Origin of the sequence: Paraburkholderia sp. JPY419, assembly GCF_050435705.1 — a bacterium.
GTDB classification, from domain to species: domain Bacteria; phylum Pseudomonadota; class Gammaproteobacteria; order Burkholderiales; family Burkholderiaceae; genus Paraburkholderia; species Paraburkholderia youngii.
In genome coordinates, this window is record NZ_JBNDKV010000002.1 from 3,248,632 (window position 1) to 3,272,407 (window position 23,776).

The 23,776-nt window shown below is 62.4% G+C and carries 14 protein-coding genes and 1 tRNA gene; 12 read left to right on the plus strand and 3 right to left on the minus strand.

Going from position 1 to position 23,776, the window contains the following annotated elements; translation table 11 throughout:
* Window positions 1-15 precede the first annotated feature (15 nt).
* Window positions 16-4,674, plus strand: coding sequence for an ATP-dependent RNA helicase HrpA (hrpA, locus tag QFZ91_RS21200; RefSeq protein WP_429568327.1), 4,659 nt, complete (start codon window positions 16-18; stop codon window positions 4,672-4,674).
* 83 nt (window positions 4,675-4,757) lie between these two features.
* Here hrpA and QFZ91_RS21205 read toward each other — a convergent pair whose 3' ends face one another.
* Entirely contained in the window at window positions 4,758-7,181 is a 2,424-nt protein-coding gene (locus tag QFZ91_RS21205; protein WP_429568328.1) for a YadA family autotransporter adhesin, read from the minus strand.
* Window positions 7,182-7,761: 580 nt separating this feature from the next.
* On the opposite strand from QFZ91_RS21205, the gene QFZ91_RS21210 reads away from it, so the two are divergent.
* From QFZ91_RS21210 to QFZ91_RS21225, 4 genes are all read left to right on the plus strand, one after another.
* The gene (locus QFZ91_RS21210) at window positions 7,762-8,781 is read left to right on the plus strand and encodes a beta-propeller fold lactonase family protein (protein ID WP_429568329.1); all 1,020 of its coding nucleotides are present in this window, start codon (window positions 7,762-7,764) and stop codon (window positions 8,779-8,781) included.
* Window positions 8,782-8,863: 82 nt separating this feature from the next.
* Window positions 8,864-9,862 (plus strand): sterol desaturase family protein, encoded by a 999-nt coding sequence (locus tag QFZ91_RS21215; RefSeq protein WP_429568330.1) that lies wholly within the window; start codon window positions 8,864-8,866, stop codon window positions 9,860-9,862.
* A 210-nt stretch (window positions 9,863-10,072) separates the two neighbouring features.
* Window positions 10,073-10,906 carry an EI24 domain-containing protein gene (locus QFZ91_RS21220; protein WP_429568331.1) on the plus strand — a complete coding sequence of 278 codons (834 nt, stop codon included), beginning with the start codon at window positions 10,073-10,075 and terminating at the stop codon, window positions 10,904-10,906.
* 19 nt (window positions 10,907-10,925) lie between these two features.
* Window positions 10,926-11,774 carry a competence/damage-inducible protein A gene (locus QFZ91_RS21225; RefSeq protein WP_429497161.1) on the plus strand — a complete coding sequence of 283 codons (849 nt, stop codon included), beginning with the start codon at window positions 10,926-10,928 and terminating at the stop codon, window positions 11,772-11,774.
* Between the two features lie 177 nt (window positions 11,775-11,951).
* Here the strand turns inward: QFZ91_RS21225 and QFZ91_RS21230 are convergent, their stop codons facing one another.
* Window positions 11,952-12,416, minus strand: a complete 465-nt coding sequence (locus QFZ91_RS21230; protein ID WP_013089841.1) for a rhodanese-like domain-containing protein — start codon at window positions 12,414-12,416, stop codon at window positions 11,952-11,954.
* A gap of 455 nt (window positions 12,417-12,871) precedes the next feature.
* Here QFZ91_RS21230 and glnA point away from each other — a divergent pair, with 455 nt between their 5' ends.
* The 4 genes from glnA to QFZ91_RS21250 all read left to right on the plus strand — a co-directional run bounded on the left by glnA (window position 12,872) and on the right by QFZ91_RS21250 (window position 19,462).
* Entirely contained in the window at window positions 12,872-14,287 is a 1,416-nt protein-coding gene (glnA, locus tag QFZ91_RS21235) for a type I glutamate--ammonia ligase (protein ID WP_176108159.1), read from the plus strand.
* A gap of 199 nt (window positions 14,288-14,486) precedes the next feature.
* A complete protein-coding gene (gene glnL / locus QFZ91_RS21240; protein WP_018435399.1) occupies window positions 14,487-15,629 on the plus strand; it encodes a nitrogen regulation protein NR(II) in 1,143 nt (380 codons plus the stop codon).
* A gap of 36 nt (window positions 15,630-15,665) precedes the next feature.
* Window positions 15,666-17,204 (plus strand): nitrogen regulation protein NR(I), encoded by a 1,539-nt coding sequence (gene ntrC, locus QFZ91_RS21245; RefSeq protein WP_429568332.1) that lies wholly within the window; start codon window positions 15,666-15,668, stop codon window positions 17,202-17,204.
* A 140-nt stretch (window positions 17,205-17,344) separates the two neighbouring features.
* On the plus strand, window positions 17,345-19,462 hold the full coding sequence (locus tag QFZ91_RS21250; protein WP_429568333.1) for a prolyl oligopeptidase family serine peptidase: 2,118 nt from the start codon (window positions 17,345-17,347) through the stop codon (window positions 19,460-19,462).
* Between the two features lie 51 nt (window positions 19,463-19,513).
* On the opposite strand, the gene xth is transcribed toward QFZ91_RS21250, so the two are convergent.
* Window positions 19,514-20,290, minus strand: a complete 777-nt coding sequence (xth, locus tag QFZ91_RS21255) for an exodeoxyribonuclease III (RefSeq protein ID WP_176124101.1) — start codon at window positions 20,288-20,290, stop codon at window positions 19,514-19,516.
* 260 nt (window positions 20,291-20,550) lie between these two features.
* Between xth and QFZ91_RS21260 the strand changes: the two genes are divergently transcribed.
* The 3 genes from QFZ91_RS21260 to QFZ91_RS21270 all read left to right on the plus strand — a co-directional run bounded on the left by QFZ91_RS21260 (window position 20,551) and on the right by QFZ91_RS21270 (window position 23,623).
* Window positions 20,551-20,627: transfer RNA gene (locus QFZ91_RS21260), tRNA-Met, on the plus strand.
* A gap of 493 nt (window positions 20,628-21,120) precedes the next feature.
* Window positions 21,121-22,671 carry an AAA family ATPase gene (locus QFZ91_RS21265; protein WP_429568334.1) on the plus strand — a complete coding sequence of 517 codons (1,551 nt, stop codon included), beginning with the start codon at window positions 21,121-21,123 and terminating at the stop codon, window positions 22,669-22,671.
* Window positions 22,664-23,623 carry a DUF4435 domain-containing protein gene (locus tag QFZ91_RS21270; RefSeq protein ID WP_429568335.1) on the plus strand — a complete coding sequence of 320 codons (960 nt, stop codon included), beginning with the start codon at window positions 22,664-22,666 and terminating at the stop codon, window positions 23,621-23,623. The genes QFZ91_RS21265 and QFZ91_RS21270 overlap by 8 nt, the downstream gene beginning before the upstream one ends.
* The last annotated feature ends 153 nt before the right edge of the window (window positions 23,624-23,776 follow it).

A 23,776-nucleotide genomic window follows, 5' to 3' on the forward strand; every position in this document is an offset into this window, starting at 1 on the left:
TTATAATGCGCCCCCATGTCGAATGTACCCAAAAGTCCCGCTGGGGCGAACGAGAAACCGGCGTCGGCCGGAGAGCCGGCCAGGCCCGGTGACACGATGCGCCACCCAGCGCAGGATGCGAAACCAGAGCAGGCGCGTGACGCGCGTCGGGAGGCGGGCGCCTCTGCGCAAACAGTGTCGCCGGAAGGTGGCGGTGCGGGTCGTGACGATCGCGAAAAGCACGCTCGCGCGCGAGGCGCGGCGCGTGATGAACGGCGCGGCGAATCTCGCGCTGAATCGGGTGAAGCGTCCGATGCCAAGCGGGGCGGTGGGGCTCGTGGCGAGCCACGTGGCGCTTCGTTGAGCGAGCAGCTTGGCCAATTCCGTTCCGCGCTTCAAAACGCGGCCCGTGAGCAGCAGAGCGGTGGGCCGCAAAGCGAGCAACAGGAGGGGCCGCAAAGCGAGCACCGCAGTACGCCTTCGACCGCGCCGCGCGGTGCGCATGGCCGCCAGGCTCGTGATGAGCGAGGTGGTACGCGGCAAAGCGGGCAGCGTGGCGAAGTCCGCGACGCGCGCTCGGACACGCCGCGCGTTGAACGGCATCGTGCGCCTCGCAACGAACAGGACGAGCGCGGACCACGTGACGAGCAACGTCACGGTCCGCGCGCCACGCACTCGCACGACAAACAATCGGGCGAGCCGCGCAAGGAGCCTCGCGCGCCGCGCGAACCGCGGTCGCCGCGGATCGTCGAGCCGAATCCGATTCCACCGATCACCTTCCCCGAAGCACTTCCCGTTTCCGGTCGTCGCGACGAGATCGCGCGGGCGATCGCGGAGAATCAGGTCGTGATCGTGTCGGGCGAAACCGGTTCGGGCAAGACCACGCAGTTGCCGAAAATCTGCCTCACGCTCGGCCGTGGTCTGGGCACAGGCGGCAATGGTCTGATCGGCCATACGCAGCCGCGCCGGATCGCCGCGTCGGCGACCGGGCGCCGTATCGCCGAGGAACTCGGCACGCCGTTCGGTGAAGTGGTCGGCTACAAGGTGCGCTTCAACGACAACCTCGCGCCGGGCGCATCGGTCAAGCTGATGACCGACGGCATTCTGCTTGCCGAAACGCAGACCGATCCGCTGCTGAAAGCCTACGACACGCTGATCATCGACGAAGCGCACGAGCGCAGCCTGAACATCGATTTTCTGCTCGGCTACCTGAAGGAGATTCTTCCGAAGCGTCCCGACCTGAAGCTGATCGTGACCTCGGCGACGATCGACGCCGACCGTTTCGCGCGCCACTTCGGCAGCGACGATAAGCCCGCACCGGTGATCGAAGTGAGCGGGCGGCTTTATCCGGTCGAGGTGCGTTACCGACCGGTGGTCGAGGACAGCCCGGCGGTCAAGGCGGCGCAAGGGACCTCGGGTGTGGCGTCGTCTGGCCGCGAGCGCCCGAAGACGCAGCGCGAGACCGATCGCGATCTGATGGAGGCGATCGTCGAGGCCGTCGACGAACTGTGCCGCGAGGGTCACGGCGATGTGCTGGTGTTCCTGCCCGGCGAGCGTGAGATTCGGGACGCCGCCGAGGCGCTGCGCAAACATCACCCGCCCCATACGGAGATTCTGCCGCTGTTCGCGCGGCTCTCGGCGGCCGAGCAGGAGCGCGTGTTCCGCGCGTCGAACGCGCGCCGCATCGTGCTCGCGACCAACGTCGCCGAAACTTCGCTGACGGTACCCGGCATCCGCTACGTGGTCGACACGGGCCTCGCCCGCGTGAAGCGCTACTCGTATCGCAACAAGGTCGAGCAGCTGCAGGTCGAGTCGATTTCTCAAGCCGCCGCGAATCAACGGGCGGGGCGTTGCGGACGGGTTGCCGATGGCATCTGCATTCGGCTGTACGAGGAAAGCGACTTCCAGGGCCGCGCGCGCTTCACCGATCCGGAAATTCTGCGCTCTTCGCTCGCTTCGGTGATTCTGCGCATGAAGTCGCTGCACCTGACGGCGATCGAAACGTTCCCGTTTATCGAGCCCCCGCCGGGCCGTGCGATTTCCGACGGCTACCAGTTGCTCAACGAGCTCGGCGCCGTCGACGACGACAATCACCTGACGCCGCTCGGCCGTGAACTCGCGCGACTGCCGCTCGATCCGCGCGTCGGCCGCATGATCTTCGCCGCGCGCGACCAGCAGGCGATGAAGGAAGTGCTGATCATCGCGAGCGCGCTGTCCGTGCAGGACCCGCGCGATCGGCCGATCGACGCGCAGGAGCAGGCCGACCAGGCGCATCGCCGCTTCGCTGACGAGCGCTCCGAATTCCTGCAGTGGCTGAAGATCTGGAACTGGTTCGACGAAGCGATCGCGCACAAGAAATCGAACCGGCAGTTGCAGGACGAGTGCCGCAAGAACTTCCTGTCGCAGTTGCGGCTGCGCGAGTGGCGCGATGTTCATTCGCAACTGCTGACGGTCGTGCGCGAGCACGGCTGGCGCCTGAACGAAGCGGAGGCGACGTTCGAGCAGATCCATCTTGCGCTGCTGACCGGCCTTCTCGGCAACATCGGCCTGAAAGCCGACGATGAGCCGTACTATCTCGGCGCGCGCGGCATCAAGTTCTATTTGTGGCCGGGCTCTGCGCTCGTGAAAAAAGCGGGCAAATGGGTGATGGCTGCCGAGCTGGTCGAAACGAGCCGGCTTTACGCGCGCTGTATCGCGAAAATCGAGCCGGAGTGGGTCGAGAAGGTCGGCGCGCATCTGCTGAAAAAGTCGTTGTCGGAGCCACATTGGGAAAAGCGCGCGGCGCAGGTGTCCGCGTTCGAGCGCGCGATGCTGTACGGCCTGCCGATTTATCACCGGCGGCGCGTCGCATTCGGCAAGCAGGACCCGGCGCGGGCGCGCGAGCTGTTTATTCGCGGTGCGCTTGTTGAAGGGGAGTTCGACACGAAGCTGGCCTTCTTCGCGCACAACCGCAAACTGCTTGCCGACATCGAACAGCTCGAGCACAAGTCGCGCCGCCAGGACGTGCTGGTCGACGACGAATTGATCTATGCGTTCTACGATCAGGCGCTGCCGGATGGCGTCTATACCGGCGCGTCGTTCGAGCGCTGGTATCGCGACGAAGTCAAAAAGAGCGGCCAGGCGGAGGACAAGCTGCGGCTCTTGTATTTGTCCCGCGACGATCTGATGCGGCACGAAGCGGCGGGTGTCACGACGGATCTGTTCCCGAAGTGGCTGACGATGGCGGGCATCGAGATGGCGCTGACCTATCACTTCGAGCCGGGCACGCCTCGCGACGGCGTAACGCTCGCCGTACCGCTGTATGCGCTGAACCAGGTCGACGCGCGCCGTTGCGAGTGGCTCGTGCCCGGCATGCTGAAAGAGAAGGCGCAGTTGCTGCTGAAGTCGCTGCCGCAGAAGCTGCGTCGGCATTGTGTGCCGCTCCCTGAATACGCGGCAGGTTTCGCCGAACGGCACGGCGCCCAGCGCTTCGGAGCAGGCGGGCTGCTCGAAGCGCTGATCGCCGACGTGCGCGAGCAGACCCAGGTCGCGATGAAGCAGTCCGACTTCAAGCTCGAGACGCTGCCCGCGCATCTGTTCATGAACTTCAAGGTCATCGACGAACATGGCCGGCAGCTCGCGATGGGACGCAATCTGTCGCAACTGCGCGCAGAACTCGGCGGTCAGGCGCAGCAGCATTTCCAGAAGCTCGTTTCGGGCGCGGCAGGCGCCGCCCTGGCCGATGCAGGCGGCGGTGTCGCGACACCTGCGCGGTCTCCCGATCTGGCTGCGAGCGGCCCGGCGCGCGGCAAGGGCGCGGCCGCGCCACAACCCGCGGCGCCGGATGGCGCACCAGCCACCGCGCTGTACGAAAACCTGACCACGTGGAATTTCGGCAAGCTGCCCGAGTTGCTCGAAATTCGCCGTGGTGGCCAGACGTTGTTTGGCTACCCGGCGCTCGTGGACCGTGGCACCCACTGCGACGTCGAGGTGTTCGATTCGCCCGAAGAAGCCGCGCGGATTCATCGGGCGGGCCTGCGTCGGCTTTTCGCGCTGCAGTTGAAGGAGCCGATCAAGTATCTGGAGAAGAATCTGCCGGGCCTGCGCGAAATGGCCATGCAGTTCATGCCGCGCGGCACGCAGGAAGAACTGCGCGATCAGTTGATCGACACCGCGCTCGACCGCGCGTGTCTGCAGGACCCGCTGCCCGACGACGATGCGAGCTTCCATACCCGCCGTGACGAAGGGCGTAGCCGCCTCACGTTGCTCGCGCAGGAAATCTCGCGGCTGGTCGGCCAGATCCTCGGCGAGTACGCGAGCCTGACGAAGAAGCTTCTGCAGGCGAAGCCATTCGCGGCCGCGTACACCGATCTGCAGAATCAACTCGATGCGCTGATCGGCAAGCGTTTTGTCGTCGATACGCCGTATGCCCAACTCGCACATTTCCCGCGTTATCTGAAGGGGATGGCGCTGCGTATCGACAAGCTGCGCGCGGACGCCACCCGCGACGCGCGGCAGTTCGCCGAATTCCAGCCGCTGTTGCAGCACTTTCAGCGGGCGGTGTCGCAGCGCGGCGGCGTCACGGATCCGCGGCTTGCGGAATTCCGCTGGCTGCTCGAGGAGTTGCGCATCTCGCTGTTTGCGCAGGAGCTGCGCACCCCCATGCCGGTCTCGGTGAAGCGCTTGTACAAGGTTTGGGAGTCGATGCAGCGGTAAAGTCAGGCCGCTCGCACGCGGGCGCTGGACACTGGGTGTGCAAGGCGGCCGGGCTTTGCCTGACACGATCGCCCGTGCTGATTTCACCAATGCATCCCCGCGCCGATCGATGCGCCGAACTGCCCGCGTGAGTCGGCGCTGCCTTGGGCCTTGTAGATCCATTTGCCGGTGTCCGACAACTGCGACACGCTGATTGCGAGCGCGGATTGACCGCCGTACGTGCCGGCCGCCATCGCGACCATGCCGTGTCCGGGCAGGACCGCTTGCGGCAAGCCTGTCATCGCGAGCGCCGATGCCGTGCCCCCGTAGCTGTCCCGGCGGGCGGAACGGATCTGATCGTCCGTATAGCGATTCGCCGCGCTGATCGCGCCGCTCATGCTTTGCTGCAACTGATTGACGTTGACCGCGTCGCTGCCTCGCACGCCGGCCGCGACGTTGGTGATCTGGCGCTCCTGGCCCACCGAGCCAACCGATACTGAGTTCGCTCGGTCTGCGATGGAGCCCTGGCCCAAGGCCACCGAGTTGTCGGCGCTCGCGCTGGCCGCGGCGCCGACCGCCGTCGCGTTGTTGCCGCTGGCGATGGCGTTCGCCCCGACGCTTGCCGCGTTGGCGCCGCTTGCCCGCGCATTCGCCCCGGCCGCAATCGCGTGTGCACCGGATGCTTGCGCGGTTTCAGTCGCGCTATCACCCGCAGCACTGAATAACGCGCCGGCCGAACCGGTCGCCGCGTTATTGATCGCCCCTTCGAGCGCCGCGTTCAGCTGACCGAGGTTGACCGCGTCGGACGCCCGCACGCCGTTCGCGAGGTTGTGGATGGCGGTGCCCTCCGTGGTATCGCCGCCGAGCGTAATGCTGTTCCGATTGATGCTGCCGTCGGCGTTCGTGTCGTACATGACCGCGCCGTCGAGTTTCGCCGCGCTCGCGCTGCTCTGATCGCTCACCGCTTTCAGCTGGGCGACGTTGACCGCATCGGTGTCCGCGGTGCCGGCCGCGACGTTGGTGATCTGACGCTCGTTGCCCGCTGACCCGACCGATACGGTCCCCGCGCGATCGGCGATCGAGCCCTGACCGAGCGCGACGGCGTTCGCCGCCAGCGCGCTCGACTGATAGCCGAGCGAAAGTGCGTTGTCGGCGGCTGCGCTGGCACCAGAGCCGATCGCGAGCGTGCCGTCGCCGTTTGCCGTCGCGCTGGCCCCGAGCGCCGTGGCCCCTGAGCCGTAGGCCGACGCTGACGCGCCCAGCGAGGTCGCGCCGGCCGTGCCGGCGACGGCGCCCGCGCCTATCGCGGTCGAGTCCGTTGCGCTCGCGCTGGCGCTCGTGCCGAATGCGCTTGCGTTGGCGCCGACGGCGCTGGCGTTGCTGCCCACGGCGAGCGCGTGCGTGCCTTCTGCGAGCGCGTTGTTGGAGCCGTCGGCCGGGTCGGCAGCGCTGAGGTAGTGCAGCGCGCTGCTTTCAGCGAGTGCATCGACCTTGTTGTCGACCGCGTTCAACTGGCTCACGTTGACCGCGTCAGTGGGCGCAGCGCCCGCGGCGACGTTGGTCAGGCGACGCTCATTATTCGCCGAGCCAAGTGAGACTTCGCCTGTCGCGATGCGGGCCGCGACCGGGGTAGCGTCCGCTCCCCCGGGCACAAATGCGCTTTGCGACAGATCCGTCGTGGTGCTGGCATTGGCGCCCAGCGCGACGCTATTGTCGGCGCTCGCGTTTGCGTTGCTGCCGAGCGCGATCGCGCCGGCTCCCGCTGCCGTTGCGCCGAAGCCGATTGCGCTGGCGTAGGCGCCGCTCGCCTGCGCAGCGACGCCGAGGGCGATGGCGCCGACACCGCTGACGAGGGTGTTACTACCAAGGGCGACGCTCGAGTCCGCCAGTGCCGAGGCCCATGCTCCGGCGGCAAGCGAGTTGGTGCCTCCGGCCTGCGCGACATAGCCGAGCGCGGTCGATCCGACGCTGGTTGCCGTGGATTGGGAGCCAAACGCGGAGGCGGCCGAATTCGCCGCCATTGAACCGGAGCCCGTTGCGACCGAGTCGACACCGAGCGCCGACGCGTCGAGACCGACCGCGGTCGCGCGTTCCGCCTGCGCATTCGCATAGGGCCCAAAGGCGCTTGCGCCTTCGCCTTTTGCGGAAGAGGAGAGACCCACGGCGACTGCGCTGTCGCCCTGCGCCGTGGCGCCTGCCCCTACCGCGAGCGCGCCGTCGTTTTGCGCGTTCGCCTGCGAGCCGATCGCCAGCGATGAGTTGCCGCTTGCGATGGCCTGTGCGCCTATCGCGACCGCGGCGTCGGCGGGCGCGCTGGCCGTGCCTACCTCGACGGAATCGACGCCGGCGCCGTTCGCTTCCGTGACGCACAGGGCCGCCGCTATGGCAACACCCGCGGTACGTCGAACTGCTCGGGCGATGCTTTTCTGGCGGGCGGAAGCACGGTGTGTTTGCAGGCAGGCAGTTTGCGCCGCTGCGACCTTTCTTTGAGATGTGGTACGGCCAATTATCGAAATATTCTTGTTCATCAATTTAAAATCCTCCGCATTATTTTAGTTCGTGGCGTGTGGTGCGTAATTCGAGATTGGTGTGACGTTATTGCCCGGGTAAGTTTGAAAATCTTGAAATAAAAACCCTTGCCATTGGTGAAGCTGCTTGCGCTATTTGGTCGAGCGCGCGTCGTCCCCGCGTTGTACGCGTGGTTCGCACGGATGAGGCGCTGGCGGGACAACGCGCAGGAAGAATTCTCCGATGCCCGCGCGCAATTCAGATATCAGCGAACTCCGAAATTCAATTGGGCTAAAAAATATATTAATAAAGGTAGATTTATTGACGCGAAAAAAAGAATATTCCTATTGTTTTGGTTATTGCTTTGGGCGATATTGGCGTGTGGCTGATGCATGATTGATTCTGGCAAGGAGAGCACATTGATTCCTCACTCGAAAACCCGCGGCGCGAGCATCAAACGGGACGTGGCAGACGAACTTTCCCACGCGCGGCCGCACTTCATCGCATCCGTCATTTTTCGCTCGTCGCCCGGTGACTTACGTCAACCGCTCGGACCGGCAAACGTTCTACAATGACCGTTGTTCTCCGAAGCGAGTTTTCATGCGTAAATTTCTTCTTCCCGGCTTGACTGCCACGTTCGCCGCAACTGCGGTGCTGGTCGCCGCCGCAAGCTTTTTTTCTCCGGCGGCGCACGCCAATAACGTGATCGTGCTCAATTCCGGTGAGGCCACGCTGAGCCTGATCGACGAGAACAGCCGCCAGGTCATCGGCACCGTGCCCACGGGCAAGGAACCGCATCACCTGATGGCCACGCCGGACAATTCCTCGCTGATCGTCGCCAATTCGGTGTCGAACAGCCTGATGTTCGTCGATCCGAAAACGGGGCAGTTGCAGCGTTGGGTCGAGAACATCGAAGATCCCTATCAAATCGGTTTTTCGCCGGATCGCAAGTGGCTCGTCACTACGGGCTTGCGGCTCGACCGCCTCGACATCTACCACTACGACAACCAGAAAAACCAGATGACGCTGGCTTCACGGCTGCCGCTCGCGGTGATGCCCAGCCATATGGCGTTCACGAATGACAGCAGGACGGTGTTCGTTTCGCTGCAGATCTCGGGCGAACTCGCCGCCATCGACCTGCCCACGCAAACCGTCAAATGGAAGATGAAGGTCGGCAAGGTGCCCGCGGGCCTGTGGATGACGCCGGGCGAAAAGTACCTGCTCGTCGGCATGACCGGCGAGGACTACGTCGCCGTCGTGGATTGGCGCAACCAGAAAGTCGTCAAGACGATTCACACGGGCAAGGGCGCTCACAACTTCCGCTCGCTCGCCGACGGCAAGCATGTCGCGGTGTCGAACCGCGTCGCTAGCACGATCAGCATCATCGACGAAGACACGCTCACCAACGTCGGCGATATCACCGGCCTGATGCCGGGACCGGACGACATGGAGCTTTCCGCCGACAAGCGCTATCTGTGGGTGACCTTCCGCTTCGCGAAGCACATTGGCATCATCGATCTCAACACGCGCAAGCTGATCCAGACGATTGCGGTCGGCCGCTCGCCGCATGGCATCTATTTCTTCAACCGCGCGCCGGTCACGGCGCCGAACGGTGCTTGAGGGGTCTCAGGGGGTGCCTGGGAGCAACGCAGCAGAGCCCCGGCGCCACGAGCCACCAGGGATGAAGTAACAGGCCAGCATCATGTTCCATCTGATTTTCTCGACACTCGACAGCTTCGTTTCAGCCACGCAGACGTGGCTGTACGTCGACGTGGTACAGCCGCTGCTGTTCCGTTTCAATCTGATGGACTACGACGAGGACACGTACGACAGCCTGTACTGGGTCATCGTCGGTGTGCTCGAGGTGCTCGCGATGTACGCGATCCTGCGTCCGCTCGAGGCGCTGCGTCCGGTCGAGCAATGGGAGAACCGCAAGGCAGTGCGGGTCGACGTGCTGTACACGTGGATCGCCAAGCTCGGCATTCTGAATCTTTTCTTTTTCTTCGCACTGCAGCCGTTCTTCGACAACGTGCAAGGCTGGCTCAGGCTTCACGGCATCGCGAACCTGAACTTCGACAACCTGTGGCCCGGCGTGACCACGCAGCCGCTCGTCACGTTCGTCATGTATCTGTTCGTGCTCGATTTCGCCGGCTACTGGTATCACCGCGGGCAGCACCGCTTCGGCGTGTGGTGGGAACTGCATGCGGTACACCATAGTCAGCGGCAGATGTCGCTTTGGTCCGACGATCGTAACCATCTGCTCGATGATTTGCTGCAGGCGTCGTTCTTCGCGGTGATCTCGCTCGCGATCGGTGTGCCGCCGTCGCAGTTCGTCGTGCTGGTCGCGATCACGAACCTCGCGCAGAGCGTGCAGCACGCGAACATCCGGCTGTATTACGGCTGGCTCGGCGAGCGGCTGCTCGTCAGTCCGGCGTTCCATCGCCGTCACCACGCAATCGGCTTAGGTCATGAAGGGCGCAAGTACGGCTGCAATTTCGGCGTGTTGTTCCCATGGTGGGACATGCTGTTCCGCAGCGCGTCGTGGAGCCGCGACGTGGAGCCGACCGGTATCAGCGATCAGCTCGAAGGCCGCCGCTATGGCGATGGCTTCTGGGCGCAGCACTGGTTCGCCTTCGTGCGCATCGCGCATCGCCTGGTATTGAAGCGCCGCGCAACCGGCAACGACACCGCTGCCGTTTGAGTCCTTTCAGAGTCCATTCAGAGTTCATTCTGAGTCCATTGCGGATTCTCTCGAGCACGCGCTCCGCCCCGCCGCCCACTTCCGCCGGCGGCGTGTCCCTTGGTTTATGCTGTGCACGTTCGTGCGCACCTCCAGTGCCCCACCAGCATGCCAGGCCGGCGCGCGGCGCATTTTTCCTGTCCATCGTTCCGTTCGCAGGCATTGGCTCGCATGAATGATCTGTTGCGCTCGTTTGGGCGTGCACTCGCAAGCGCGGTGCATCCGCGCATGCTCTGGCTGACCTTCAAACCGTTTATCGTCGCGACGGTCGGCTGGGGCTTGCTCCTGTGGTTCTGCTGGCAGACGGTGACCGGCGCGACCCGCACGTGGCTCGACGACTGGTCTTTCACCGCCACGCTTTATCATCTGTTCGACGTGCTCGGTTTCTCGACGCTGCACGCGGTCATCGCGCCGTTCATCGTAATTGCAATGGCGATCCCGTTGATCGTCGTCACGGTGCTGCTGCTGATCGCCATGCTGTCGATGCCGGCCGTGATCCGCTTTCTCGCGGCGCGCCAATTCGCCGGGCTGGAGATACGCCGCGGCGGAACATGGTACGGTAGCCTCGGTCAGGCGCTCTGGACCACGCTGCTGTGTCTCGTGCTGCTGATCGTCACGTTGCCGCTGTGGCTCGTACCGCCGTTCTTCGCGCTGATTCCTCCGCTGCTGTGGGGCTGGCTCACGTATCGGGTGATGACCTACGACGCGCTCGCGTTGCATGCGACGCGCGACGAGCGGCGTGAACTCGTGCGGCGCCACCGCTTGCCGCTGCTGCTGATCGGCGTCGTGAGCGGCCTGCTAGGTTCGCTGCCGACGCTGCTGTGGGCGTCGTCGGTATGGCTGATCGTGCTGTTCCCGGTGATTACCACGGTGACGATCTGGATTTACGCGTTCATCCTCGTGTTCTCGGCGCTATGGTTCGGCAACTACTGCCTGCGCGCGCTGCAGCGTATGCGGGCGGAAGCGTCTGGCGGCGCGCGCGAGGTCGCGCCGGTTCCCTATTGATCAAACGAAAGAGGCGGCAATGGCATTTGGCGTCATCATCATCGGCGATGAAATCCTGTCGGGCAGGCGCGTCGACAAGCATCTACCGAAGGTCATCGAGTTGCTCCGGGCGCGCGGGCTGTCGCTCGGCTGGGCGGAGTACATCGGCGACGATCCGGAGCGCATCACGGCGACGCTGCGTCGGACGTTCGCGTCGGGCGACATCGTTTTCTCGACGGGCGGCATCGGCGCGACACCTGACGACCACACGCGCCAGTGCGCGGCGGCCGCGCTCGGCGTGCCGCTCGAGCTGCATCCGCAGGCCGCGAAGCTCATCCAGGAGCGCATCCGCGACATGTATCCGGCGACTTCAACGACACCGCTGGATCTGAACTCGCCCGAGAACCGGCATCGCCTGAACATGGGCACGTATCCGCAGGGCGCCGACATCATTCCGAACGGCTACAACAAGATTCCGGGTTTTTCGATCCGCCAGCACCATTTCGTGCCGGGTTTCCCGGTGATGGCCTGGCCGATGATCGAGTGGGTGCTGGACACGCAGTACGCGCATCTGCATCACACCACGCCGCACGCCGAAAAGTCGCTGCTGGTGTTCGAGCTGCCGGAGTCGCGCGTAACGCCGCTGATGGAGAAAATCGAGCGGGATTTTCCGGGCGTGCGGGTGTTCAGCCTGCCGAGCGTCGGGGATGCGGAGCGCGGCGGCGTGTATGCGCGGCATCACATCGATCTCGGGGTGAAGGGTGAGCCGGAAGCCGTCGCCGCGGCTTTCGTGAAGCTGCGCGAAGGGGTGCATCTGCTCGGTGGCGACATCGTCGAGCCTGAAGTCGCGGCAGCGGCGGCGGCCGCCACGGGTAAGCCGCGAAGCTGAGAACGCGACAGCGGTTCGCGCCTGAGGGTCGGGTTGGCGCGAGCCGCGACATCGTAGTGTCACAACCCGCGCCGACGATGCAATCAGTGCGTGGTCGGCGCGTCCTGTTTCGATTAGCCTGCCTCAGCCCCCGCTAGACAGGACTTGCGCATGTGACGACAGTGCGCCAGTCCGCCATCAGGCGCCGATCCACGGCAAGCCGCGAAAACACCATCCCGACACCGTCTTCCGATGCCCCTGGCCGTCCTTGTCGCCTTCGAAGCCTTCCAGCAGGTCGTACGCCTTCGTGAAGCCGGCCTGGGTCGCGGCGATCGCGGCGAGCTTCGAGCGCGCGGCGCTGCGGCACAGGAACAGCACGGGCGTGTCGGGCGAGGCGACCTGCGCGAGTTGCTGCATGAACTCCTGATTGGGCACGGCGCCCGGATAGCGCGTCCATTCGACATGCGCGTATTGGCCATCACCGATCACCGGCCGGCCGACCCAGTCGAGTTCGGCGCGGGTACGGACGTCGACGAGACGCGTGCGCGGATCGAGTTCCAGCAATTCGAACGCCTCGGCCGGCGATACCGCGCCCGCGTAGGGCAATTGGTTCTCGGCGCGACGGGCGTCCGCCTTCGCGTAAAGCTGTTCGAGCGTGCTCATGAGCGTCAATCTCCTTCGGACCAAATGATCATTCTAGCGCGCGGCAGGCACCGCGCAGACCTGGGTAGACTGGGCGTCGTGGGGCAGTCGCCGGGCGCTGTCCCAACCTCGATGCGCAAGTTTGGTGCGATTTTGCCCAGATGCACCAAAATGGAAGATAGCGCGTTTTCCAAAGCGGTGAATGCACGAAACTGGTGCACAAGGATGCTCGGGCGTTTCTGGGTAGCGCAGCCCGCGCTCCGCGCGTAGCCCGCAGACGTAAGCGCAGTAACGATGGGCGCCGAATTGGCTCATAGCGGGCCCAGAGGTGGCACACTATCTGCTTTATTGGTGCCGATCGATTGGTCCCGCAGAATTTTCCGCCTGCGACGCCGTATAAGTGGACGTTCCGGGACGGGTCAGCTAGATTGGGCGGCGGCTGAAATCCGCCGAAATTGTTAATCAGGAGATAGGTTATGAGTAAATCCGTGGCCGACGTCGTTCAACTCGTCAAAGACGAAGACGTCAAGTTTGTCGACTTCCGCTTCACCGACACGCGCGGCAAAGAGCAACACGTTTCGGTGCCGGTGTCGGCATTCGATGAAGACAAGTTCGAAAGCGGCCATGCGTTTGACGGTTCGTCGATTGCCGGCTGGAAGGGCATCGAAGCATCGGACATGTTGCTGGTCCCGGACGCGAACACGGCCTTCATCGACCCGTTCTTCGAAGAATCGACCCTCGTGCTGACCTGCGACGTCGTCGAACCGGCTGACGGCAAGGGCTACGAGCGCGATCCGCGCTCGCTCGCGAAGCGCGCCGAAGCGTACCTGAAGAGCTCGGGCCTCGGCGACACCGCTTACTTCGGTCCGGAACCGGAATTCTTCATTTTCGACTCGGTGCAGTGGAACACGGACCAGTCGGGCTGCTTCATCAAGATCGGTTCGGAAGAAGCACCGTGGTCGTCGGCGAAGGAATTCGAAGGCGGCAACACCGGCCACCGTCCGGGCACCAAGGGCGGCTACTTCCCGGTCGCGCCGGTCGACACGTTCCAGGACATCCGCTCGGAAATGTGTCTGCTGCTCGAACAGATCGGCATTCCGGTCGAAGTGCACCACCACGAAGTGGCAGGTCAGGGCCAGAACGAAATCGGCACCAAGTTCTCGACGCTCGTGCAGCGCGCGGACTGGCTGCAGCAGATGAAGTACATCGTCCACAACGTCGCGCACACGTACGGCAAGACGGCGACGTTCATGCCGAAGCCGGTCGTCGGCGATAACGGCTCGGGCATGCACGTTCACCAGTCGATCTGGAAGGACGGCCAGAACCTGTTCGCGGGCAATGGTTACGCAGGTCTGTCGGAATTCGCGCTGTTCTACATCGGCGGCATCATCAAGCACGCTCGCGCGCTGAACGCGATCACCAACCCGGGTACGAACTCGTACAAGCGTCTCGTGCCGCACTTCGAAGCGCCGGTCAAGCTGGCTTACTCGGCTCGCAACCGTTCGGCATCGATCCGTATTCCGCACGTGTCGAACCCGAAGGGCCGCCGTATCGAAACGCGCTTCCCGGATCCGCTGGCGAATCCGTACCTGTGCTTCTCCGCGCTGATGATGGCGGGTCTGGACGGCGTACAGAACAAGATTCACCCGGGCGAAGCTGCCGACAAGAACCTGTACGACCTGCCGCCGGAAGAGGATGCAAAGATCCCGACCGTGTGCGCCGGCCTCGACCAGGCTCTCGACGCACTCGACGCGGACCGCGAGTTCCTGACGCGCGGTGGCGTGTTCACGGATTCGATGCTCGACGCGTACATCGAACTGAAGACGGGCGAGCTGCAACGCTATCGTCAGTCGGTGCACCCGATCGAATTCGAAATGTACTACTCGCTGTAAGCGGCGATGGCGCTTCGCCCTTCACGCGGCGAAGCGCTTTGCCCGACGCTCGCGATCGGTCACGAAGGGACGGCGGCGCCGTCCCTTTTTCGTTAGGCCGTACGCACGGCCGGCCGCGCGCGGGCGACATGCATTGCGACGAATCACCAACAGGCCGCACTCCTGATTTATCACCATCTCCTACCGGCCACACTGCAAGATGGTTCTCAAGAATCTGATCAAGGCAAGGAAAGGACACGAACAGACGCTGTCGGATGACGTGCAGCTTGTGAGCTCTGGCTTGCTGCCAGGCTTCGAGGCGTTGCCCACCGTCGTGCTGGTGCTCGAGAAGCGCACGCTGCGCGTCGCGTTCGCGAATCCGTCGGCGGAGTCGATGCTGGAGATGTCGCGCAAGCAGCTTACGCAGATGGCGTGGCCGGACATCTTCTCGAATGCGGACGAACTGGTCGCGACGATCACCGCGATCGCCGCGCACCGTTTTCACGCGACGCATCTGGACGCCGTGCTCGAGCGTCCCGGCCACGAGCCGCTGCACGTGCATGCGATCGTCGGCTTTCTGGAAAGCGCGCAGGACTACGTGTTGCTCGAACTGTTCGAGAACGAGCGACATCTGCGCACCGACCGCGAAGAGCGCATCAACGACCTGACGGCCGTCAACAAGCATCTGATCCGCAATCTCGCGCACGAAATCAAGAATCCGCTCGGCGGCATTCGCGGCGCCGCGCAACTGCTCGAGTTCGAACTCGGCGAGCGTCAACGCGACGAGTTGCGCGAATACACCCAGGTCATCATCAAGGAGTCGGACCGGCTGCAGACGCTGGTCGACCGCCTGCTCGAACCGCACCGGCATCCGCATATCGTCGGCGACGTGAATATTCACGAGGTGTGCGAGCGTGTGCGTCAGGTGATTCTCGCGGAATTTCCGCGCGGCCTGACGATCGAGCGCGACTACGACGTCAGCGTGCCGGATCTGCGCGGCGACAAGGAGCAGCTGATCCAGGCGCTGCTGAACATCGTGCGCAATGCGGCCGAGGCGTTGCGCGAGCGGATCTCGCAGGGCGATGCGCGCATCGAGTTGCGTACGCGCATCGCGCGGAAGGTCACGATTTCAAAACGCCTGTGCAAGCTGGCATTGGACTTGCATATCGTCGACAACGGCCCAGGCATTCCGGAAGAGATTCGCGACCGCATTTTCTATCCGCTCGTATCGGGGCGCGAGGACGGCAGCGGTCTCGGTCTAACGCTTGCGCAGACCTTCGTGCAGCAGCACGAAGGTCTGATCGAGGTGGACAGCCGGCCGGGCCATACCGAGTTTCAGATTCTGCTGCCGCTCGACCTCTAGATACCACAAGCACCTCAAGACTTCTGACCGAACCATATGAAGCCGATCTGGATAGTAGACGACGATCAATCAATTCGCTGGGTGCTCGAGAAAGCGCTGGCGCGCGAGAACTTCGCGACGCGCAGCTTCGCCAACGTGCGCGAAGCGTCGGCCGCGCTCGATCACGACAGCCCGCAGGTGCTGGTCTCCGATATCCGCATGCCCGGCGGCTCCGGGCTGGAGCTGCTGCAAACCGTCCGCGACAAGGTGCCAGGCTTGCCGGTCATCATCATGACCGCGTTCTCGGATCTCGATAGCGCGGTGGCCGCATTCCAGGGCGGTGCGTTCGAGTATCTGGCGAAGCCGTTCGATGTCGATAAGGCTGTCGAGCTGATTCGCCGCGCGGTCGACGAAAGCATGCGTGGCGAGCAGACGTGGGACGAGCGCGTCGCCGAAGCGCCCGAGATGCTCGGCCAGGCACCCGCGATGCAGGACATGTTTCGCGCGATCGGTCGCCTGTCGCATTCGGCGGCCACCGTGCTCATTACCGGCGAATCAGGCACCGGGAAGGAACTGGTCGCGCGTGCGCTGCACCGACATAGCCCACGCGCGAACGGCCCCTTCATCGCGTTGAACACGGCCGCGATTCCGAAGGATCTGCTGGAGTCCGAACTGTTCGGTCATGAGCGTGGGGCGTTCACCGGCGCGCAGGCGATGCGCCAGGGACGCTTCGAACAGGCCGAGAACGGCACGCTGTTTCTCGACGAAATCGGCGACATGCCGTTCGATCTGCAGACGCGTCTGTTGCGCGTGCTGTCGGACGGACAGTTCTATCGCGTGGGCGGCCACAATCCGCTGCGCGCGAATGTGCGCGTGATCGCGGCGACACACCAGAATCTCGAAGCGCGCGTGCGGCAGGGGCTGTTTCGCGAGGACCTGTATCACCGTCTGAACGTGATCCGCTTGCGCTTGCCCGCGTTGCGCGAGCGTAGCGAGGACATTCCTCTGCTGACGCGACATTTCCTGCAGAAGAGCGCGCGTGATCTCGGTGTCGAACCGAAGCGCGTGTCCGACGAGGCGCTCGCGTATCTGGCGTCGCTGCCGTTTCCGGGCAACGTGCGGCAACTCGAGAATCTCGCGAACTGGCTCACGGTGATGGCGCCCGCGCAGACGATCGAAATCAAGGATCTGCCGCCCGATCTCGGTCCCGCGCACGGCGGCGGGAGCGAGCCCGGTGCGGGCGCCGCCGCAGGCGCGACGACGGATGGCGCCGCGACGACCAATGCGGGATTCACGGTCGGTGCGCCGCTCGCTGGCGCGAACGCCAGCACGCTCGTGCATCCGGTCGGTGCGGGCGGTGCGTCGGTCGCCACCGCGCTGAGCGCATGGGAAGGCGGCCTGCGCACCGAAGTCGCGCGCATGCTGCGCGAGAACGCGGCCGACGTGATGGACGAACTCGCGCGCCGCTTCGAAGCGGCCGTGATCCGCGAGGCGCTCGACTTCACGCGCGGCCGCAAGGTCGAGGCGGCCGAGCGGCTCGGTATCGGGCGCAATACGATTACGCGCAAGATTCAGGAGCTCAATCTCGAGCCTTGATGCGGTCGTATTGAGCGATCCTGCATCGCAGGCGAGGGCGGCTTAGGCCGCCTTCGTCGTTTTTGCATCGCGCGTTGCGGCAAACCGGCAACTGTCGTGCACGAGGCATAATCAACGCTGTTCCGATCCGACAGCCGACGATGCCAGCTTCTCCCGCTTCTCCCGCCCCGTTCGAGTGGCCGCTTTCCCCCGATCCTTTCCTGTCGCTCGAAGAGCTGTACGACACCGACGCACTCGCATGGGTCGACGCGCAGAATGCGCGCACCCGTGCGGCGTGGTGCAGCGGCGCGTCGTTCGACGCGCTCAGACGCCGGCTCGCCGATGCCTATCTGCCGCGCGAGCGCCCGGTGATTCCTGATCGCTGGAAGGACTGGGCCTACGATCTGTGGCAGGACGCGAGCAATCCGCGCGGCATCTGGCGACGCACCGCGTGGGCCGCATGGCGCGCCGGCGCGCCGGTGTGGCAGAACCTGCTCGACTTCGACGCGCTCGGCGCGGCCGAAGGCACACCGTGGGTGTGCGTCGATCTCGACATCCTTTATCCGGACGGCGACCGCGCGCTGATCACGATGTCTCCGGGCGGCTCGGACGCGCTCGCCGTGCGCGAGTTCGATCTCGACGCGCGGCGTTTCATTGACGATGGTTTCGCGATAGCAAAGGCGGGCAAGCACACGGTGTCGTGGATCGATCGCGATACGCTGTACGTCGGCTGGGACAACGGGCGCAAGACGCTGACGCGTTCCGGTTATCCACGCGACGTGCGGCGCTGGACCCGTGGCACCGCGCTCGCCGACGCGCCCGTCGTGTTTCGCGGCGAGTTTGACGACATCGGCGTGGAGGCGAATTACGATCCGCTCGATCGCCGGCATACGGTGACGAGCAGCGTCGACTTTTTCGATTCGCACACCTATTACCTCGACCACGTCAGCGATGCCTGGCATCGTTACGAGGTGCCGTCGCATGTCGCGGTGGGGGCGTGGCAGGGCTGGCTGCTGCTAGAGCCACGGCTCGACTGGGACTGCGAGTGGGACGGCAATCGCGCGCGCTATCCTGGCGGCGCGCTGCTCGCGATTCGCGAGGACGCGTTTTTGCGCGGCGAGCGCGACGTGACGCCGCTTTTCACGCCGACACCGCTGACCTCGGCCTGCGACTGGACGCATACGCGCCATCATCTGATCGTGTCGTATCTCGACGACGTACGCGCCAAGACGCTGATCTGGACGCCTTCGCAGCGCGAGGACGGCACGTGGCACTGGCGCGAGCGCGTGTTTGCGGCGCGCGGCGATGCACAGGTCGATGTGTCGCCGGTCGAGTCGACGCTGAACGACGAAGTGTTCGTCGACACCGACGATTATCTGCAACCGCCTGCCTACTGGCTCTCCGATCTCGCGCGCGACGAGCCCGGCGAATGGGAGTTGCTCGACCGTTGGCCGACGCAGTTCGACGCGACGAGCGCTGCCGTGACGCGCGGCCATGCGGTATCGGCCGATGGCACGCGCATACCGTACACGGTGATTGGGCCGAAGGAAGCACTGTCATCGCCGGGCGATCGACAATCGACGCGTCCGTGTCTGCTGAGCGGCTACGGCGGCTTCGCGATTCCGCTGTTGCCGAGCTATCTGACGGGGCAGGGCATCGGCTGGCTCGAACGCGGCGGCGTGTACGTGGTCGCACATATTCGCGGCGGCGGCGAGTTCGGCACGCGCTGGCACACGGCGGCGCAGGGAGAAAATCGCCAGCGCGCGTTCGATGATTTCATCGCGGTCGCCGAAGCGCTGATCGCGAGAGGCGTGACGAGCGCCGCGCAGCTCGGCATTCAGGGCGGCAGCAACGGCGGTCTGCTGGTGGCCGCCTGCATGGTGCAGCGGCCGGAGCTATTCGGCGCGGTCGTGTGCGAGGTGCCGTTGCTCGATATGAGCCGATATCACCTGCTGCACGCGGGCGCATCGTGGATCGACGAGTACGGCGACCCGGACGAACCCGATGAAGCGCGCACGCTCGCCGCGTATTCGCCGTATCACAACCTCGCGGCGGGCGTCGCGTATCCGCCGGTGCTATTCATGACGTCGACCGCCGACGATCGCGTGCATCCCGGCCACGCGCGCAAGATGGCCGCGCGCATGCAGGCGCTGGGCGCGCAGAACGTGTGGTACCGGGAGAATACGGAAGGCGGACACGGCGGCTCCGATGAGCTGGAGCAGGCCGAGCATGATGCGATGGTGTTCGAGTTCTTGTGGGGTGTGCTGGGCGACGCTTAAAGCAATAGGGGAGCGAGGCCGCACTGCCTCGCTTCGTGCCTGTGTTCCGGATCAACCGAGCTGCGCGAACACCGGCGCGTGATCCGACGGCTGATCCCATTTGCGCGGCACCTTGTCGATGTCGCACGCCTTGCAGATGTCGGACAGCGCCTTCGACAGCAGGATGTGATCGATGCGCAACCCCGCGTTGCGACGGAACGCCATCATCCGGTAGTCCCACCACGAATAGATCTTTTCCTGCTGCTCGAACTGGCGGAAGGCGTCGAGCAGACCGAGGCCGATCAGCCGCACGAACGCGGCGCGCTCTTCGGGCGACACCAGATTCTGACCTTCCCATGCCTTCGGGTCGTGCACATCGCGATCTTCGGGCGCAATGTTGTAGTCGCCGAGCAGCGCGAGCTTCGGATGCAGTGTCATCTCGGTTGCGAGCCAGTCGTGCAGCGCGTCGAGCCAGCGTAGCTTGTACGCGAACTTGTCGGTGCCGGGCGCCTGGCCGTTGGGGAAATACGCGGAGATGATGCGCACGCCGTCGACGGTCGCCGCGATCACGCGCTGCTGCGGGTCCTCGAAACCGGGGATGTTGCGCACGATGCTGGTTTCGTCGACGTTCAAACCTTCGCGCACCAGAATGCCGACACCGTTATACGTTTTCTGACCCGCGTACCAGCTTCGATAGCCGACCGCCTCGAGTTCGGCGCGCGGAAACTTTTCGTCGGGGAGCTTCAGTTCCTGCAGGCACAGCACGTCGGTGCCGCTGCTCGCGAGCCAGTCGATGACGTGCTGCTGGCGGACTTTGAGGGAGTTGACGTTCCAGGTGGCGATTTTCACGAAAATATCCGGTGCGTGCGTGATGAGAGCGAGGCCGATTATAGCGGGGGCCTCGCCGGTCAAAGTCGGCGACATTCTACTTGCTGTGTGCGTCGCGCCATGCGTGGAATACGAGGCTGCCCCGCATGTCTTGCGCTCACGGCGCATGCTCATGCGTGTTCATCGGGGCTCGAATCTCATCGCGACGACGTCGTTCGATAAATGTTCTGCGCATAGGTTTGACGTTTTGCTAGCAAGCTTATATAATCTTTTTTCTCTGACGCGGGGTGGAGCAGTCTGGCAGCTCGTCGGGCTCATAACCCGAAGGTCGTAGGTTCAAATCCTACCCCCGCAACCAAAGCCTAGTAAGGCTTTCCGCGATTCAGGCCGCTTCGGGAATGAAGCTTTTCTTCGAAATTTGGGCGCTATGTGGGCGCCAGCCGCCAGAATCCGGCAAAACACCGTCGCACCATCAAACCCGCCCTCGAGCGGGTTTTTTGTTTTCTCGGCCTGTACGGCTTCGCACCCATTCCCTTCCCCAGCCGTACCGAGCGCACGGCGGCCTGCATTCAACTGATCGAGTCAAGGCCTTATGAGTAAGTGTTCGGCTAGGAGCCGTCATTCGTCGTGGCCCACTAACGGACACTTCTCGGCAACTCTGCCTTGCTAAGCGGCGGCTCGAGGGCAAAGTTGCCCCTGTCTCTCAAATCTCGGACTCAATGAACCGAAGCTGATGCACTTCCTACAGCGCTGGTTCCAAGGCAAGAACTCAAACGATCTTCGAACGAGCGATATATACTTCCCGGCGTCGGGTTTTGTCAGTACGTCATCAAGAATAAGGACAAGAAAAAATGTCTGAGGCTTCGAACACTGCCCTCGGCGGGGCTGCATCAATAGTAGAGCACTTTAGTATCGAGGGACTGTACGGCTACCGTACAGTGACCCTCACCTCTCAATATGCCGCGACGATCTTAATAGCAAGGAACGGCGCGGGAAAAACGACCCTTCTCGGCGCACTGGACGCTTTTTTGAAAGGCGAATTTTATAGATTAGCCAGTCTTCATTTCACTTCAATCAAGTGCAAACTTAGAGATGTCAAAAGCGTCCTTGAAATTTCGCGAGACGATGTTCGGGCTATCGCAAGCACTCCAGCTAACGAGCGGCTTCATAAGCTCGCGGCCGGAATTAATTCAAGTCCGAGCGAGCTTTACGACTTTATAAACTCGGACTATATCAAAAGGCTTTCAAGCGGCGATTACGTTCGTTATGGTGAAAACGACGTATACGACAAACTAATTAGATTCTTTCGGCACGATAGCGATAAAATAGTCAACGCAGCCACGGCGATAATTTCGTCTATCGAAGAATCTCATCCAAACATCGCTCATATCAGAAAAGTTTTGAACGATACCTTTGCCGGGATGGAAATCGTTTATTTGCCTACGTATCGCCGCATCGAGTTGCCATTACCTTCCGAAAATTCGGATCGCGGCAGCCAATTCGGTCGCAGGAAGAGTGTATCGGAAATACTTAACATACCTCGCACCGGCATATATTCTGGCGATATTCAATTTGGATTGGCCGATATCTCTGAGAGGCTTGCTTGGTTAAACGAGCGTCTTGTTGGCGAGGCGAATCGTGGTTACAGCAAAATCAGTGCAGACATTATCAATGAACTCATTGCCGGTGAACTCGACCGGGATGATTTCGATGTGGTAGAGCGTCCCAGTAAAGAATCGTTGAGACTTTTTTTCTCTCGGCTGAAATCCGCCAGAAGGAATTTCTTCAGCGAAACCGCTATGCCTACCGTTGACCGTATTTATGACAGTGATATTTCGTCTGAGTCAAACAAATTTTTGACATACTTTTTGGGAAAACTGAATCAGGTAATAAAGGCAACCCGCGAAATCGATTTGATGGTCGATAATTTTGTTCTTTCATGCAATCGCTATCTATCTGGCGAAGATCCGAGCACGGACATTGAAAACAATAAAAACAAAGTGCAGAAACATCGGACGGGTGACGGAAAAATATTGACTGTGGATCGAAAGGCGCTAGCCGTGAAAGTTGAAAGCGTGTCGCCTCGCAGAAAAATATCCATCGAATCATTATCGTCGGGCGAAAAGCAAATGATTTCGCTGTTCGCGAAATTATATCTCTATCCGGGAAATAAAATCATCCTGATTGACGAACCAGAGCTTTCAATGTCGATTGACTGGCAACGAAAGATTCTCTTGGACGTGCTTGCGGCACCGTCGTGTAGCCAAGTCATTGCGATTACGCACTCTCCTTTCATTTTCGACAACCAACTCGAACCGTTCGCAAAGCCTCTGTCGGTGAAAGTCGATCCAAACGCACGGAGTGACGACCCGACAGACAACGAGGATGATTCGAATGACTGATTACCAATGCGAAGAGTACGCAGAGGAAGCACTTCTTGAGGACATGAGGAAATCTCGAGACGTGGCAGCAGTTCTAAAGACGCGCCTAGCTCAGCTAAAGTCGGGGGCGCCGGACGTCCCAGTCTTTGCATTTGAGGGACCCGACGACAAGTTTGTTTACTATGCCTGGGTTGGCCGAATCGATCGAGACCTGCGGTATGAGCCGTTTATATGCAACGGCAAAGCCGGCGTATTGGAACTTCGCCGGATGGTTCGGCGAGACTTGGATGACATTGGTAGAGGGGTTTACTTTTTTGTCGACAGAGATTTTGATGATCTTCGCGGTGAAGATGCTTCGGATGATCTGTTCATGACTGACAGATACTCAGTCGAAAATTATTTAGTAGAAGAAGATGTGCTTGATGAACTACTGAAGAATGAGTTCCATTGTCATGGCGGCGCCAAGGAAAGAGAGAAAGCATTGGAGTTGTTTGCGACCATGTACGCGGAATTTTTGGCGGTAACGCGGTCCGTGAATTATCGATTATATGTCGCTCGTACGCTTCGCATCGAGCTCACCAAGCGCCTGCCCGAGCGAGTAGGACCGCTTGCTCGTGTGACTCTCGATAGCGTGACGTCCACAGATGCGTCCGCACAGGACTTAGTGCAAATGGAACGAGAACCATCTGCCGAAGAATATGACTCCTGCGCCACAACCTTTGATGAGCTGCACTCCAAGGATCGATATCGAGGAAAGTTCGGTCTCTTCTTTTTTAATAAGTGGCTAGAGCATTTGGTGAAAGACAGGAATTCGGAAGAACCGGGGTACTTTACGACCTTGGTGGGCGAACACAAGGCAAACTTTAGCCTGCTTACACTCGGAACCCTAGCTGGAAAGAGCAAGATGCCAGTCGGTTTTGTCGAGTTTTTGGGTCGAGTCACCCGAACTGAGCCACTCCCAAGAGCAGCCTGACTTCCTCCCTGTCCAAGGCCATTTGATTCTTGGCGGGATTGCAAGTGAGCACCGGATTGCATGCCGGTGCGGTGTGACTCCAAGCCGCACCGCGCCGGGGTCAGGCGGGGTCATTATTCGCCATCCGCCTACAAAATTCACGCCAGCGCGACC

Bases quoted from the DNA above. Each gene is read 5' to 3' on its own strand.
- hrpA (WP_429568327.1), top strand. From the start codon at position 16: ATGTCGAATGTACCCAAAAGTCCCGCTGGGGCGAACGAGAAACCGGCG.
- QFZ91_RS21205 (WP_429568328.1), bottom strand. From the start codon at position 7,181: ATGAACAAGAATATTTCGATAATTGGCCGTACCACATCTCAAAGAAAG.
- QFZ91_RS21210 (WP_429568329.1), top strand. From the start codon at position 7,762: ATGCGTAAATTTCTTCTTCCCGGCTTGACTGCCACGTTCGCCGCAACT.
- QFZ91_RS21215 (WP_429568330.1), top strand. From the start codon at position 8,864: ATGTTCCATCTGATTTTCTCGACACTCGACAGCTTCGTTTCAGCCACG.
- QFZ91_RS21220 (WP_429568331.1), top strand. From the start codon at position 10,073: ATGAATGATCTGTTGCGCTCGTTTGGGCGTGCACTCGCAAGCGCGGTG.
- QFZ91_RS21225 (WP_429497161.1), top strand. From the start codon at position 10,926: ATGGCATTTGGCGTCATCATCATCGGCGATGAAATCCTGTCGGGCAGG.
- QFZ91_RS21230 (WP_013089841.1), bottom strand. From the start codon at position 12,416: ATGAGCACGCTCGAACAGCTTTACGCGAAGGCGGACGCCCGTCGCGCC.
- glnA (WP_176108159.1), top strand. From the start codon at position 12,872: ATGAGTAAATCCGTGGCCGACGTCGTTCAACTCGTCAAAGACGAAGAC.
- glnL (WP_018435399.1), top strand. From the start codon at position 14,487: ATGGTTCTCAAGAATCTGATCAAGGCAAGGAAAGGACACGAACAGACG.
- ntrC (WP_429568332.1), top strand. From the start codon at position 15,666: ATGAAGCCGATCTGGATAGTAGACGACGATCAATCAATTCGCTGGGTG.
- QFZ91_RS21250 (WP_429568333.1), top strand. From the start codon at position 17,345: ATGCCAGCTTCTCCCGCTTCTCCCGCCCCGTTCGAGTGGCCGCTTTCC.
- QFZ91_RS21265 (WP_429568334.1), top strand. From the start codon at position 21,121: ATGTCTGAGGCTTCGAACACTGCCCTCGGCGGGGCTGCATCAATAGTA.
- QFZ91_RS21270 (WP_429568335.1), top strand. From the start codon at position 22,664: ATGACTGATTACCAATGCGAAGAGTACGCAGAGGAAGCACTTCTTGAG.